This window comes from Mycobacterium sp. ITM-2016-00317 (assembly GCF_002968295.1).
Classification (GTDB): Bacteria; Actinomycetota; Actinomycetes; order Mycobacteriales; family Mycobacteriaceae; genus Mycobacterium.
Map to the genome: position 1 here is coordinate 4,343,188 of NZ_CP134399.1, position 14,306 is coordinate 4,357,493.

Here is a 14,306-nt window from a genome sequence, read left to right on the forward strand (position 1 = left end):
GGTGACCGCGCCGGCCGAACCCGCCCTGGAGATGCTCGAGGCCGGTGTGCGGGGACGGGCGGGCGCGGTGCTGATCGGGCCCGAGGGAGTCGGCAAGACCACGGTGGTGCGCGCGGCCGCGGACCGGCTGGCCGCCGAGTTTCCGCGCGTGGACGTGGTGCGGGCGACCGTGTCGCGCCAGGCGATCCCGCTGGCCGCATTCGAGCGGCTGTTCGACGTGCCGGAGACCGGTACCACCACCTCCGTGCTGCGCGCGGCCGCCGAGGCCCTCGGAGACGGCAGGCTGCTCGTCGTCGACGACGCGCATCTGCTGGATCCGCTGTCGGCGGCCCTGCTGCACCAGCTGGCGGTGAACCGGTCGGTGCGGCTGCTGCTGACCGCCACTGTCGGAGCCGCCGCGGTACCTGTCGAGATCGCGGCCCTGTGGCGCGACGGTCTGCTCAGCCGGGTGGAGCTGGAACCCCCCGGCCACGACGACGGCCGGCTGATGACGCGCATCGAGGAGTTCGTCGACGCACAACCGGCAGGCGCACGCCGCATCCTGCAGTTCCTGGCCGTATCGGATCCGTTGAGCCGCGCCGACGCCGAGGCGCTGACCGACTTCGACACCGTTGACGAGGCGGTGCGCTGCGGGGCAGTGGTGGCCGAGGACGACGAACTGCGCCCGGCCCACCCGATGTTGCTGGACGCGGTCCGCGACGCGCTCGGCGGCCCCGAACTGCGCCGGCTGCGCACCGCGATGGTCGCGCAGGTCTCCACGGGCTGCGTCGGGGTGGTCGGCCGGCTGCGGCTGGCGGCGCTGGCGCTGGGCAGCGACCGCCCGCTCCCGCACCCGGACATGTGTGCCGCCGCGCGCGATGCGTTGCGGCTGGGCGACCTGGAGCTCAGCGAACGGCTGGGCCGCGCGGCGCTGGGCAAGGCGCCGGACCTCGGCGCCCGCCTGACCGTCGGGTATGCGCTGGCCTGGCAGGGCCGCGGCCGGGAGGCCGACGCGGTGCTCGCCGAGATCGACCCGGCCGGGCTCAGCGAGGACGAGCTGATGGCGTGGGCACTGCCGACCGCGGCCAACCAGTTCTGGATGCTGTCCGAGCCGGAGCGCGCCACCGCGTTCCTGCGGACCACCCGCGGCAGGGTGACATCCCCTGCCGCCCGTGTCACCCTCGACGCATTGTCGGCCACGTTCACCATGAACGCCGGAAATCTGCGCCTGGCAAGCGAACTCACCGAGGAAGTGCTCTCCTCGCCGGCAGCCGACGAGACGGCGGTCGGCTGGGCGGCCTCGGCGGCGGCCCTGAGCAAGGCGCGGATGGGCCGGTTCGCCGACGTCGACGCCCTCGCCGAGCGGGCGCTGGCCGCCGGGCAGCCGGGTCTGCTGCGGTTCACCAGCGGGCTGGGCCAGACGACCGCGCTGCTGATGACCGGCCGGCCCGACCGCGCTCTCGAACTGGCCGAGCGGATCACCGATCTGGCGCGGCGAAGGCAGCCGGCCCGCGCGATCGGTGAGGTGGTGATCGCCGACGTGCTGATCGCCCGCGGCGAGCTGACCCGTGCGGTGTCGGTGCTTCGCGAAGCCGCCGCGACGCTGGCGCCCACCGGGTATTCGTGGGGTCCACTGGCGTGGATGCTGTTGGCGCAGGCGCTCGGCCGGTCGGGGCAGCCGACAGAGGCCGCGAAAGCGTTGGCCCGCGCCGAATCCCGGCACGGCCTGAAGTCGATGCTGTTCGCCCCGGAGCTCGCCCTGGCGCGGGCGTGGACCGCGGCGGCCCGGCGGGACACGCACGGCGCCGTCGCCGCTGCCCGGGATGCCGTCAGGGCAGCCGAACGCGGCGGGCAGGGGGCGGTCGCGCTGCGCGCCGCGGTGGACGCGCTGCGGTTGGGCGACCCGCGTGCCGCGGCGACGTTGTCGCGCCTGTGCGGTGACGTCGACTGCGCGTTCGGCCGCGCCGCGCTGGCCGAGGCCACCGGCCCGGCCTGACCGCAACGATTTTGCCGTCGAGGCACCCCGGCGCACGGCCCTAAACTCAGATCCGAGTGATCGGGAGGTGCGCGATGACCCAACCGCTGTCGGTGGACCCCGGCGCCGTGCGGTCCCTCGGCGAAGTTCATCAACGGGTCGCCGGCGAGCTGGGTGCCCTGGCGGCCGCCGCACCGGGTGCGGGCGCGGTCGCACAGTCGCACGGCACCATCGCCGCGGCCGTCGACGCGGCGCTGACCGGTGCGCTGGGCGCAAGGTCGGACACCATGGCCACCACACGCGGTGCCGGGGACACGATCTCCGAGCTGCTGCGGCAGGCGGCGCTGGCCTACGAGCGCGGCGACGACCGCGGCGCGGAGGCTATCCGGATCGCCGCCGACCACCTGGCGCGGTCCGAATCCGATGGCGTGGCAGGCACTTCGGCGACCGCGACGCCGCCCGTCGCGGCCGACGCGCTCGGTCAGCTGAGCCAGCTCGGCCAGCTGGGTCAGCAGCTGGTGACGCCGTTCGCCGCGCTGGCCCAGCCGCTCGCCCAACTGCCGCAGCTACTCGCCCAGGGCCTGGCGCAGGCGGGTCAGGGCGCCGATCGCTCCGAAGACCCCGAAATCCCCGATGTTTCCGAGGTTTCCGAGATCCCCAACGACGCCGATCCCGACGCCGAACTCGACGCCGCCCATCCCGACGCCGCCCATCCCGACCGCGACGAGGAGCGGGATCCGGACGACGAGTCACCCACAGACGGTGCCGGGCCACACACCGGGGACGGCGGACCGCCGGGTACTGATCCGACGCCACCGCCGACAGCCCCGCGCCCGGCGCCCACCCGGCCGGCCGTCGGTTAGGCCCGCGAGAGCCTGCCGTCCGCGAGGCGCAGAACGCGATCCACGCCGATCGCGTCGAGGAACGGCTCGTCGTGGCTGACGACGACGAACGCGCCCCGGTAAGCCGTCAACGCGCTCTCCAGCTGTCCGACGCTGACCAGGTCGAGGTTGTTGGTCGGCTCGTCGAGCAGCAACAACTCCGGTGCGGGCTCGCCGAACAGCACGCACGCCAGCGTGGCCCGCAGCCGTTCCCCGCCGGAGAGCACTCGCACCGGCAGGTCGACGTCGTCTCCGCGAAACAGGAACTGCGCCAACAGATGACGCCGCCGGGTGACCGTGAGGCTGGGCGCGGACGCGGCGAGGTTCTCGGCGACCGAACGGTCCTGGTCCAGCAGATCCAGTCGCTGGGACAGGTACGCGACGCGTCCGGCGGCGACCCCGACCGTGCCCGCATCCGGTTCGATCTCGCCGAGCAGGATCCTGAGCAGGGTCGTCTTACCGGCGCCGTTGGGACCGGTCAGCGCGATGCGTTCCGGACCGCGCACCGTCAGATCCACCCCGGCCAGCACGTCCCGGCCGTTTCGGGTGAACCGTATTCCTGCGCACTGCAGAACCATTCGACCGGTAGGCAGCTGGGTCTCGGGCAGTTCAAGGGTCAGCGCGTCGTCGTCGCGCAGCGCGCTCTCGGCATCGTCGAGCCGGTTCCTGGCGTCGTCGATCCTTCTCGCGTGCACGTCGTCGGAGCGGCCTGCGGTCTCCTGCGCGCGCCGCTTGCGCGCCCCGGCGACGATCTTCGGCAGGCCCGCGTCCTTGAGGGTGCGCGCGGCGGCGCCGGCCCGCCGGTCGGCCCGTTCCCGGGCCTGCTGGCGTTGGCGCTTCTCGCGTTTGACGGCTTGCTCGGCGCTGCGGACCGCGTCCTGCGCCGCCTGTTGGGCGTCCGTGACCGCCTGTGAGTAGGCGGTGAAGTTGTCGCCGAACCACTTCGCCTCGCCGCGGTACAGCTCGGCGATGCGGTCCATCCGGTCCAGCAGCACCCGGTCGTGGCTGACCACCAGCAGGCATCCGGTGAAGTCGTCGAGCGCGTCGTAGAGCCGGTGGCGGGCATCGCCGTCGAGGTTGTTGGTGGGTTCGTCCAGCAGCAGCACGTCGGGACGGCGCAACAACTCCCGGGCCAGGCCGAGACTGACGACCTCGCCGCCGGACAGCGAGCGCAGCGACCGGTGCAGGTCGAGGTGCCCGAGGCCGAGGCGGTCCAGCTGCGCGCGGGTGCGTTCCTCGACGTCCCAGTCGTCGCCGATCGCGGCGAACACCACGTCCCCTGCGTCGCCGGCCGCGAGCGCGTCGAGCGCGTCGATCGTCGCGGCGACACCCAGCAGCTCGGCGACACTGCGGTCGTCGAGAAGCGGCAGCGTCTGCGGCAGATAGCCGACGACGCCGTCCACGGTCACCGCGCCTGCGGTGGGACGGAGTTCACCGGCGATCAGCCGCAACAGCGTGCTCTTGCCCGCGCCGTTGGCGGCGACCAGGCCGGCGCGGCCCGCGTCGGCGGTGAACGACAGGTCGGTGAACACCGCGGTGTCGTCGGGCCAGGAGAAGGACAGATGGGTACACACGACAGAAGACATGTCGGGAGAGCTTTCGTCGAGGCGTGACGCCGTCAGGAAAAATCGGGACCCGTCCGGGTACTACCCGGTGATGTCTTCTCCCAGCACGTGTTCGACGCTACCGGTGCCGTCAACCGGTTAAATAGCGCCGCAGCGTCTCGGTCACCGCGGTGATCTGCGCGACCTCGACGTGTTCGTCGACGCGGTGGGCCAGGTTCGGGTCGCCCGGGCCGTAGTTGACGGCGGGGATGCCCAGCGCGGCGAACCGGGACACGTCGGTCCAGCCGTATTTGGCCCGTACCTGACCGCCCGCAGCCTCGACCAGCGCGGCAGCGGCCGGTCGGGTCAACCCGGGCAATGCCCCCGCGGCGGCGTCGGTGAGTTCGATCGCCACGTCGAGCCCGTCGAACACCTCCTGCACATGGGCGTAGGCCTGTTCGACGCTGCGGTCGGGGGCGAACCGGAAGTTGACCGTGACGGTCGCCGCGTCCGGGATGACGTTGCCGGCGACGCCGCCGTCGATGCGCACCGCCGACAGCCCCTCCCGGTAGCCGCAGCCGTCGATGTCGACACTGCGCGCCCGGTAGCCGTTCAGCCGGGCCAGCACATCACCGAGTTTGTGAATCGCGTTGTCGCCCAGCCACGATCGGGCCGAATGCGCGCGGGTGCCGGTCGCGCTGACGGTCACCCGGAGGGTGCCCTGGCACCCGGCCTCGATGAAGCCGCCCGACGGTTCGCCGAGGATCGCGACGTCGGCGGCGAGCCATTCGGGAAGTTCCCGTTCGATGCGGCCGAGCCCGTTGGCCGACGCCTCGATCTCCTCGCAGTCGTACATCACCAGCGTGATGTCGTGGGCGGGGGCGGTCAGGGTGGCTGCCAGGTGCAGGAACACCGCGTCGCCGGCCTTCATGTCCGAGGTGCCACAGCCGTGCAGGATGCCGTCGGCCAGCCGGCTCGGCAGATTGTCCGCAGCGGGCACGGTGTCGATGTGCCCGGCCAGCAGCACCCGCGACGGCCTGCCGAAGTCGGTGCGGGCCAGCACCGCGTCGCCGTTGCGGACGACCTCGAAGCCGGTGGTCTGTTCGCGCAGCGCGGCCTCGACCTCGTCGGCGATGCGGGTCTCGTGACGCGACTCGCTGGGGATGTCCACCAGGGCGGCGGTCAACGCGATCGGATCACCGTGAAGGTCCAGCACAACTGTCACGTTAGCCGCTCGGGCGGCCTGGTCGGGACCCCGTCGGGCGGGGCCGGGCACACCGGTAACCTGATGCACCGTGACAGGAGCATCAGGCATCGGCGTGGCGACGATCGCGGCGGACGGATCGATTCTCGACACGTGGTTCCCCGCCCCCGAGCTGACCGAGGCGGGCGCTTCGGGCACCGAGCGGCTCTCGGTGGCCCAGGTGCCCGAGGAGCTGGCCGCGCTGGCGGGCCGCGACGAGGACCGCGACGTCGACGTGGTGGTGGTGCGCACGGTCATCGCGTCGCTGGACGACAAGCCCGCCGACGCCTATGACGCCTACCTGCGGCTGCACCTGCTGTCGCACCGCCTCGTCGCCCCGCACGGCCTCAGCCTCGACGGGCTGTTCGGGGTGCTCACCAACGTCGTGTGGACCAACTACGGCCCGTGCTCGGTCGACGGCTTCGAGACCGTGCGGGCCCGGCTGCGCCGGCGCGGGCAGGTCGCGGTGTACGGGGTGGACAAGTTCCCGCGGATGGTGGATTACGTGCTGCCGTCCGGCGTCCGGATCGCCGACGCCGACCGGGTGCGCCTCGGTGCGCACCTGGCCCCGGGCACCACCGTGATGCACGAGGGATTCGTCAACTTCAACGCGGGCACGCTGGGCAGTTCGATGGTCGAGGGCAGGATCTCGGCGGGCGTGGTGGTCGACGACGGCTCCGACATCGGCGGCGGCGCATCGATCATGGGCACTCTGTCCGGCGGCGGCACACAGGTGATCTCGGTCGGCAAGCGCTGCCTGCTGGGCGCCAACGCCGGTCTGGGCATCTCGCTGGGCGACGACTGCGTGGTCGAGGCCGGCCTGTACGTCACCGCGGGCACCAAGGTCACCCTCCTCGACAAGGGCGAGACGACCACGACCGTCAAGGCGCGCGAACTCTCGGGCGCCGACAACCTGCTGTTCCGCCGCAACTCGGTGACCGGGGCGGTCGAGGTGGTCAGGCGCGACGGCACCGGCATCACGCTCAACGAGGCCCTGCACGCCAACTGACCCGGCGGCGCTCACACCCGCAGGCGCTCAGCCCAATCCGCCAGACCCGCCGGGCTGGTCACGTGGTTCATGGCCATGATCACCGCGCCGTGCAGGGTGGCGTGTTCCCCGTGCTCGGCGTCCCGCACCGGCGGCGGGGAGTCGCGGCGATAGGTCATCAGCGCGTCGCGGTAGGCGGCCTCGAACGCCTCGGGCGCGGCCGCGCGTAATCCCGCGCCGACCCCGCCCAGCGTGACCACCTCTGGATCGTGGAGGTTCACCAGCGCGCCGATGCCTCGGCCCAGCGACGCCGCCACGGTGGCCAGCGCCTGTCGCGTCGCAGCGTCGCGGGGCCCGTCGAGCACCCGGTGCGCGTACCCGACCGGATCCTCGGGCGGCGCGTCTCCGCGCAGGCGGGCCAGCGCCCGGCCGTCGACGGTCAGGTCCCAGCATCCGCGCGCGCCGCACGGGCACGACAGCGCCGGGTCGCCGAACGGGATGTGGCCGTACTCGCCCGCCGCCCCGTGGGTGCCGCACAGCGGTTCGCCGTTGACGACCAGGGTGCCGCCGACGCCCTGCGCGACGATCAGGTGCAGCGACGTGTCCGCGTCACGCGCGGCACCGGTGCGGGCCTCGGCCAGCCCCGCCCAGGTGGCGTCGTTGCCGATGAGCACGCTGACGTCCGCGTCCGGCGGGAGCCGGGCGGTCAGTATCGACAGGTCGACGTCGCGCCGCCGCCGCGACGTGAACTGCACCAGTTTGGCGTCGCTGACCGTGCCCGCGAACGAGACCGCCAGTGCCCGCACCCGGGCGGGGTCGCGGCGGTAGGCGGCGCCGATGGCCTCGGCCAGCCGGTGAAGGGCCTCGTCGAGTTCGGTGTCGGCATAGGCGCCGCCGGCCACGACGTGCGGCTGACCGTCGACGGCGGCCACTGCGAGCCGCCAGTCGGCCACGCGCACCTCACCCGCCAGCACCAGCGGCCCGTCCGGGTGGGGGCCCAGCACCGTGGTCGGCCGTCCCCGCCCCTGCGCGGGCGCAGGCGTCTCGTCGAGCAGCCGCATCTGCTTGAGCCGTGCGACCATGTCCGCTGCCTGACCGGTGCCGATGCCCAGGCGCTGGGCGGCGGCGGCGCGGGTGATGCCAGGTTCTGCGCGCACCACACTGAGCAGTTCGGCGGCCCCGAGCCACCGCGGGTGCACGGCACGTCGCTGGTCGTCAGACATCGCCGAGCAGTATGTCACTTGATTAAACTCGTTGACCGAGTATATTCGCGAGCTATGACCGTCACCTCGCCGCCGGACCGAGGCCTGCGCGCGAATCTGCCCGCGCTGCTCTGCCTCGCGGCGGCGTCGTGCCTGGCGGTGTCCACCGAGATGCTGCCGGTCGGCCTGCTGCCCCAGATCGGCGCTGCCTTCCGGATCTCCGACGCCGCGCGGCCTGCTGGTCGGCCTGTACGCGGTGATGGTGGCCGCGCTGGCCGTGCCACTGACCGTGCTCACCACCAGGTTCGCCCGCAAGCCGCTGCTGATGGCCACGGTCGCCGGTTATGCGGTGAGCAACGCGGTGGTCGCGGTGGCGCCGGTGTTCGCGCTGGTCGCGGCGGGACGCACGCTTGGCGGGATCACCCACGCGCTGTTCTTCTCGCTGGTGATCGGTTATGCCCCGCGGTTGGTGCCGCAGGCGCTGGTCGGTCGCGCGCTCGCACTGGCGGGAAGCGGCGCCTCAGTGGGTCTGGTGCTCGGGGTGCCGTTGCTGACCTCGCTCGGGACCGCTGCCGGCTGGCGGATGTCGTTCGTCGCATTGACGGTGCTCTCGGTGGCGACGCTGGCATTGCTGGCCAAGGTGCTGCCGCCGGTCGGCCACGACCGGACCGCCCAGCGGGACCGCACGGCGGACGACGGCCGGGAACGTCTTGCCGCGGTGGCGGTGTCGAACATGCTGGTGTTCCTCGGCCAGTTCACCGTGTACACGTTCGTCAGCGTCATGCTGCTCACCCACGGCGCCCGGCCGGCGCTGATCGGCCCGATCCTGCTGGTCTGCGGGGCCTGCGGCCTCCTCGGCCTGTGGTACGCCGGCCGCGGTCTGGACCGCAATCCGCGGCGGACGACCGCGGTGCTGCTCGGGACGACCATGCTCGCCGTGGCCGGCCTCTCCCTGCCGTCGGCCGGGCTGTGGGCGGTGCTGGCGGTGGTCGCGGTGTGGTGCACCGCGTTCGGTGGTGTGCCGTCGATCTACCAGTCCTGCGCGGTGCGCGCGGGCGCGATGTCGCCCGAACGCGCGGGCGCCTGGATCAACGCGACGGCCAACACCGGCATCGCGGGCGGCTCGGCAATCGGGGCGGGCCTGCTGGGAACCGCGGGACTTACCGCGCTGCCGTGGGCGGGCGCCGTGCTCGTCGGCGCCGGGCTGGCGGTCGCGCTGCTGACCCGCAGAGCTTTCCCGTCTGAGCCCTGATGCTCAGCCGGCCGCGTTGGGCTTGAGCGGCGGACACCTGCCCTGCGGGTCGGCCGCGAGCTCGAAATGCCAGATCTCGTTGGCGTAGATCTGGCACAGGCCGAACCTCGCGCCGTTGGCGATCAGCCAGTGATCGGCCTCGGGCGGCCCGATGTCGACCGCGCGGCCCCGGACGTGCTCGGACACATCCGGTGTGGCCACGAACTCGGCGGCCTGCGGCACGCTGCCGTAGTTGCGCACCGCTTCGTCGAACAACCGCTGCTGGAAGCCCCGCGACCGCCAGCCCGAGTTCACCCTCAGTGGCACCCCGTCCGCCTCGGCGGCCCGGGCGGCGTTCTGCACCGCGGCGAGTAACACCGGATCCAGTTGCGACAGAATGGGGTTGGCGGTGTCGAACGGCGACAGCATGGTGCCGTCGGGAAGCCAACCACCCGTGGTGTCGACGGCTGCCGGGCCGATCGACAGCGGGTCGGCGGGCGGTGGCAGCTGTGGCGGTACAGGAGGGGGCGCCACGATGCTGGTCTGCACCAGCATCACCTCCGGCGGGTGGCCGCAGGCGGGCAGCAACGCGGCGGCGAGCACGCCGGCGATCCCGGCGAGCGCACACCGTGCCGCGGGCCGGTTCACCCCTCGGCCGCCAGGACGCAGAACTCGTTGCCCTCCGGGTCGGCCAGCACCACCCAACTCTGCTCGCCCTGACCGATGTCGATTCGGCGGGCGCCCAACCCGATCAGCCGCTCGACCTCGGCGTCCTGATCGTCGGGGGTGAAGTCGAAATGGATGCGGTTCTTCACGGCCTTGCCCTCGGGCACCGCCAGGAACAGCCAGTCCGGTCCGACGCCGCCGGGAGCGCGCAGTGCGACGTCGCCATCGCTCGCGTCCTCGGCCGCCCAGCCCAGCGCCTGCGACCACCAGTGCGCCAGGGCCCGGACGTCGTTGGCGTCGATGCAGATGTCGCTGAATCTCAGACCCATTGCGCCAGTTCCTTCTTCAACACCTTGCCCATCGCGTTGCGCGGCAGGCTGTCCACCACCCGAACCTCGCGTGGCCGCTTGTGCACGGAAAGCTGCTGTGCCACATACTCGATCAACTCGTCGGGCTGGGCGTCGCCGACGACGAACGCCACGATGCGCTGGCCGAGATCGGGGTCGGGCGCACCGATCACCGCTGCCTCCCGCACGCCGGGATGCTCCAGCAGCACCGTCTCGATCTCCCCGGCGCCGATCCGGAAGCCGCCGCTCTTGATCAGGTCGACCGACTCGCGGCCGACGATGCGGTGCATGCCGCCTGCGTCGATCACCGCCACGTCACCGGTGCGGTACCAGCCGTCGTCGCCGAGCACCTCGGCGGTGGCGTCGGCGCGGTTGAGGTAACCGTCGAACAGCGTCGGACTCTGCACGTGCAGTTGCCCGATCGCCTCGCCGTCGTGGGGCAGCTCCGCGCCGTCGTCGGCGACCAGCCGGGTCGACACCCCCTGCAGCGGCAGGCCGACCCAGCCGGGCCTGCGTTCCCCGCCGACCAGTGTGCTGAGCGTGATCAGGGTCTCGGTGCTGCCGTAGCGCTCGATGGCCCGGTGCCCGCTGAGCTCCTCGAGCCCGTCGAACACCGGAACCGGCAGCGCCGCACTGCCGGAGACCAGCAGCCGCGCCGGTGCGAGCGCGCGGGCGGCCGCGCCGTCCTCCACGATCCGGGACCACACCGTCGGAACCCCGAACAGCAGGGTGCCGCCGAGTTCGGCCACCGCGTGCGCGTAGGCCTGCGGCGTGGGTTTCCCGGTGTGCACGAACCGGTTTCCGATCCGCAGTGAACCCAGCAGGCCCAGCACGAGACCGTGCACGTGATACAGCGGGAGTCCGTGCACCAGGGTGTCGTGCGGGGTCCACTCCCAGGCCTTCGCGAGCATGTCGATGTCGGCGGCGACGGCCCGTCGGCTCACCACCACGCCCTTGGGCAGCCCGGTGGTCCCCGAGGTGTAGATGATCAGCGCGGGGGCCTCCGGCGGCGGCTCGGCGTAGCGGTGCCAGGACCTGGCGTGCATGCGCACCGGGATGTGCGGCAGCCCTTCGGTCTCCTCCGGCAGATCGCCGAGCCAGGCCTGCGCGCCCGAGTCGGAAAGGATGTGCCGCCGCTCGGCGGCGCCGACGTCGGCGGGCACCGGGACGACGGGGACCCCGGCGATCAGGCAGCCGGTGACCGCGAGCACGGTCGCCGCGCTCGGCGTGGCCAGCACGGCGACGCGGGATGCGCCGGCCACGCGTTCGGCCACCGACGTCGCCGCCCCGACGAGATCACTCCGGCTCAACGACACCCCGTCGATGCGCACCGCATCGCCGAGATCTGCGCCCGCGGCCACGGCGGCGGGGTTCAAGGACGCCAGCAACACAGGAACTGAGGCTACTCCCCGACCCCTGGTCATACTGGTGCGGTGGATTCCATCCGGTGCGTGGGGACGCGCGAGGTGTACCGCAACAACTGGCTGACGATCCGCGAGGACCGCATCCGCAGGGACGACGGCAGCGCGGGCGTGTATGCGGTGGTGGACAAGCCGACCTACGCGCTGGTGATCCCGCGCGACGGGGACCGTTTCCACCTCGTCGAGCAGTTCCGGTATCCGATCGGGTTGCGCCGGTGGGAGTTCCCGCAGGGCACCGCGCCCGGCCTGGCCGAACTCGACGGCGCCGAACTCGCCGCGCGGGAGTTGCGCGAGGAGACGGGCCTGATCGCGGCGACGATGACCGAGATCGGGCTGCTCGACGTCGCGCCCGGGATGAGCAGTCAGCGCGGCCGGGTGTACCTGGCCACCGGCATCACCGAGGGTCCGCACGAGCGCGAGCCCGAGGAGCAGGACATGCGCAGTAGCTGGTTCGGCCGCGACGAACTCGAGCAGATGATGCGCGACGGCACCATCACCGACGCGCAGACCTTGGCCGCGTGGACCCTGATGTTGCTCAGTGGACGGTGAGCTGCGTTCGCCACGAACGTCATTCGCCGGTCCAGGCCGATATCAACCCGTGACGCAACCGTGCCCGAACCGACCGTGTCGGTCCGGCACCTTGACGGATGGGGCAATTAAGTTTGCTGTGCCAGACCGAGGAACTGCGAGGAAACCATGCCGGTGCGACGTGTGCGCAGTGCGCTTGCGTCCGCGACCTTGGTCGCGGCCGCGTGCGTGGGCGCCGAGGGCACCGCGCTGGCGGCGACGCCCGACTGGAGCGGCCGCTACACCGTGGTGACCTTCGCGTCGGACAAACTCGGCACGAGTGTCGCCGCCCGCCAGCCCGAACCCGACTTCAGCGGCCAGTACACCTTCAGCACGTCCTGCGTGGGCACCTGCGTGGCCACCGCGTCCGACGGCCCGGCGCCGTCGAACCCGACGATTCCGCAGCCTGCGCGCTACACCTGGGACGGCAGGCAGTGGGTGTTCAACTACAACTGGCAGTGGGAGTGCTTCCGCGGCGCCGACGTCCCGCGCGAGTACGCCGCGGCCCGTTCGCTGGTGTTCTACGCCCCGACCGCCGACGGGTCGATGTTCGGCACCTGGCGCACCGAGATCCTCGAAGGCCTCTGCAAGGGCACCGTGATCATGCCGGTAGCCGCGTACCCGGCGTAGCCGCCGCCGGTTCACGCCGTGCGGTCCTGCCCGACCTGCTCCTCTGCGGAGATCGGCACGGCGACGACGTCCGGGTGCTCCGCGGCGCGGGCGGCCGGTTCGCCGACGCCCGGGGAGACGCTGCGCAGACTGCCGACCGCCTGATCCAGCGTGTGCAGGTCGTGGCCGTGTTCGGTCTTGTCCCAGAAATGCCGCATCCGTGGGTTGGCCAACTCGTAGCACGCCTTGACCAGGGACAGCACGGCCAGCATCGGCCAGATCCCGGCGAGCACCACCACCATGTACTTCACCGTGGAATAGCCCTCGTGCTTGGTGGCGATCGCGACGTGCTGCAGGAAGAGCACGAGGTTGCCGAACACCAGCAGCAGCACGCCGAGGTAGAGCAGCAGACTGGGAAACAGGGCCTCGATCACGGGCGACCGCGTCGCGAAGTACAGGTAGGTCAACGCCCACGAGAACGCGGCCAGTCCGATCGACAGCGGCGTACCGATCAGGAACAGCACGTACACCATCCAGCGCACGAAGCCCATGTGCTGCATCGTGCGAATGGGATTGCGGGTGAAGATCAGTCCGGTCTGGATGTATCCCTTGAGCCACCGCGACTTCTGCCCGATCAGAGTCGAGACCTTGGTGGTGGCGATCTCCTGGGTGACGCTGTCGAGCATCGCGATCTTGAATCCGTGCAGTGCCAGCGCGCCGGCCAGATCGGCATCCTCGGTGACGTTGAACATGTCCCAGATGCCGACCCATTCGACACCGGGCGGCAGATCGGCCTCTTCGATGCTGACCCGGGTGAGCATCTCGAGGCGGAAGTGGTTCGACGTCCCGCCCAGCGGCGGGATGAGGCCCAGCTTCGCCATCCCGGGCAACACCCAGGTGAAGTGAATCAGGTACTCCGCCCACATGAGTCGCGACACCCAGGTGCTGGTCTGGTTGGAGAACGCCAGCTGCGCCTGCAGACACACCACCGTCGAGTCGACGCGGTCGTAGCCGCGGAACATCCCGACCGCCTTGCGCAGCTGATCGGGTTCAGGCCGGTCCTCGGCGTCGTAGACGACGCACAGCCGTGCCGCCCGGTCCCGCCTGGACATCGCGCGCGACTCCTCCAGTGCAACGTGCGCACCGTAATTGAGCGCCCGCTGCTTGCCGTAGGGCTTGACGTCGGGCACCTCGACGATGTCCACGAACGACGGAACGTCGACCGCGTCGATGGCGGCCCGCGTGCTCGGGTCGCGATCGCGCGACTCGACCAGCAGCTTCACCCGCAGCCGGTCCTTCGGGTATTCCAGGCCGGCCATGCCGCTCATCATCGGAGCGATCATGTCGGGTTCGCGGAACATCGGCACCAGCACCAGGTAGTGGGGCAGCGTGGGGTCGTCGACGGACGGAATGTCGTAGTCCAGATACGTGTGCCGGGTGGACGCATGCCACAGGCCCATCTTCATCAACCCGACGAACACTGCGAAGAACGACAGCACCACGGCGACCGTCACCTGGGCGACGATCAGCGGAACAGTCACCAGCCCCACGATCAGCAGCACGGCCGACAGGGCGAACAGCGTGACCTGCCCGGTGTTGACGACGGTTGCCGCGGTATGCCGAACAGGCTCGCGCCGAGAGGTTTTCGCCATG

General features: G+C 71.6%; 12 protein-coding genes and 1 pseudogene. 6 read left to right on the forward strand and 7 right to left on the reverse strand.

The annotated features are described in order from the left end of the window. The first annotated feature begins 31 nt into the window (after positions 1-31). Both C6A87_RS20670 and C6A87_RS20675 read left to right on the forward strand, forming a co-directional pair. On the forward strand, positions 32-1,975 hold the full coding sequence (locus C6A87_RS20670; protein WP_311118021.1) for an ATP-binding protein: 1,944 nt from the start codon (positions 32-34) through the stop codon (positions 1,973-1,975). 74 nt (positions 1,976-2,049) lie between these two features. Then, on the forward strand, positions 2,050-2,817 hold the full coding sequence (locus tag C6A87_RS20675) for a type VII secretion target (protein WP_311113969.1): 768 nt from the start codon (positions 2,050-2,052) through the stop codon (positions 2,815-2,817). On the opposite strand, the gene C6A87_RS20680 is transcribed toward C6A87_RS20675, so the two are convergent. Then, entirely contained in the window at positions 2,814-4,421 is a 1,608-nt protein-coding gene (locus C6A87_RS20680) for an ABC-F family ATP-binding cassette domain-containing protein (RefSeq protein ID WP_311113970.1), read from the reverse strand. The two genes, C6A87_RS20675 and C6A87_RS20680, sit on opposite strands and share 4 nt — an antisense overlap. Positions 4,422-4,530: 109 nt before the next feature. Continuing rightward, positions 4,531-5,595: a succinyl-diaminopimelate desuccinylase gene (dapE, locus tag C6A87_RS20685; RefSeq protein WP_311113971.1), complete on the reverse strand. Its 1,065-nt coding sequence runs from the start codon at positions 5,593-5,595 to the stop codon at positions 4,531-4,533. 79 nt (positions 5,596-5,674) lie between these two features. Here dapE and dapD point away from each other — a divergent pair, with 79 nt between their 5' ends. Continuing rightward, on the forward strand, positions 5,675-6,631 hold the full coding sequence (gene dapD, locus C6A87_RS20690; RefSeq protein ID WP_311113972.1) for a 2,3,4,5-tetrahydropyridine-2,6-dicarboxylate N-succinyltransferase: 957 nt from the start codon (positions 5,675-5,677) through the stop codon (positions 6,629-6,631). Between the two features lie 11 nt (positions 6,632-6,642). Here dapD and C6A87_RS20695 read toward each other — a convergent pair whose 3' ends face one another. Then, positions 6,643-7,833 (reverse strand): ROK family transcriptional regulator, encoded by a 1,191-nt coding sequence (locus C6A87_RS20695; protein WP_311113973.1) that lies wholly within the window; start codon positions 7,831-7,833, stop codon positions 6,643-6,645. Between the two features lie 54 nt (positions 7,834-7,887). On the opposite strand from C6A87_RS20695, the pseudogene C6A87_RS20700 reads away from it, so the two are divergent. After that, positions 7,888-9,064: pseudogene (locus C6A87_RS20700) on the forward strand (MFS transporter). Between the two features lie 3 nt (positions 9,065-9,067). Here the strand turns inward: C6A87_RS20700 and C6A87_RS20705 are convergent. The 3 genes from C6A87_RS20705 to C6A87_RS20715 are packed head-to-tail and all read right to left on the reverse strand — an operon-like array spanning position 9,068 to position 11,447. Then, positions 9,068-9,691, reverse strand: coding sequence for a M15 family metallopeptidase (locus tag C6A87_RS20705; protein WP_311113974.1), 624 nt, complete (start codon positions 9,689-9,691; stop codon positions 9,068-9,070). Continuing rightward, a complete protein-coding gene (locus C6A87_RS20710; RefSeq protein WP_311113975.1) occupies positions 9,688-10,038 on the reverse strand; it encodes a VOC family protein in 351 nt (116 codons plus the stop codon). The genes C6A87_RS20705 and C6A87_RS20710 overlap by 4 nt, the downstream gene beginning before the upstream one ends. After that, positions 10,029-11,447 (reverse strand): acyl-CoA synthetase, encoded by a 1,419-nt coding sequence (locus tag C6A87_RS20715; RefSeq protein WP_311113976.1) that lies wholly within the window; start codon positions 11,445-11,447, stop codon positions 10,029-10,031. Before C6A87_RS20715 ends, C6A87_RS20710 begins: the two co-directional genes overlap by 10 nt. Positions 11,448-11,489: 42 nt before the next feature. Between C6A87_RS20715 and C6A87_RS20720 the strand changes: the two genes are divergently transcribed. Next, positions 11,490-12,026 carry an NUDIX hydrolase gene (locus C6A87_RS20720; RefSeq protein ID WP_311113977.1) on the forward strand — a complete coding sequence of 179 codons (537 nt, stop codon included), beginning with the start codon at positions 11,490-11,492 and terminating at the stop codon, positions 12,024-12,026. A 147-nt stretch (positions 12,027-12,173) separates the two neighbouring features. Next, complete coding sequence (locus C6A87_RS20725; protein WP_311113978.1) at positions 12,174-12,674, forward strand: hypothetical protein; 501 nt, start codon at positions 12,174-12,176, stop codon at positions 12,672-12,674. Between the two features lie 11 nt (positions 12,675-12,685). On the opposite strand, the gene C6A87_RS20730 is transcribed toward C6A87_RS20725, so the two are convergent. Further along, positions 12,686-14,305 carry a glycosyltransferase gene (locus C6A87_RS20730; protein WP_311113979.1) on the reverse strand — a complete coding sequence of 540 codons (1,620 nt, stop codon included), beginning with the start codon at positions 14,303-14,305 and terminating at the stop codon, positions 12,686-12,688. Position 14,306: the final 1 nt, after the last annotated feature.

Excerpts from the sequence above, each read along its gene's own strand:
- C6A87_RS20725 (WP_311113978.1), top strand. The coding sequence starts at position 12,174 with ATGCCGGTGCGACGTGTGCGCAGTGCGCTTGCGTCCGCGACCTTGGTC.
- C6A87_RS20675 (WP_311113969.1), top strand. The coding sequence starts at position 2,050 with ATGACCCAACCGCTGTCGGTGGACCCCGGCGCCGTGCGGTCCCTCGGC.
- C6A87_RS20680 (WP_311113970.1), bottom strand. The coding sequence starts at position 4,421 with ATGTCTTCTGTCGTGTGTACCCATCTGTCCTTCTCCTGGCCCGACGAC.
- C6A87_RS20730 (WP_311113979.1), bottom strand. The coding sequence starts at position 14,305 with ATGGCGAAAACCTCTCGGCGCGAGCCTGTTCGGCATACCGCGGCAACC.
- C6A87_RS20710 (WP_311113975.1), bottom strand. The coding sequence starts at position 10,038 with ATGGGTCTGAGATTCAGCGACATCTGCATCGACGCCAACGACGTCCGG.
- C6A87_RS20695 (WP_311113973.1), bottom strand. The coding sequence starts at position 7,833 with ATGTCTGACGACCAGCGACGTGCCGTGCACCCGCGGTGGCTCGGGGCC.
- C6A87_RS20670 (WP_311118021.1), top strand. The coding sequence starts at position 32 with ATGCTCGAGGCCGGTGTGCGGGGACGGGCGGGCGCGGTGCTGATCGGG.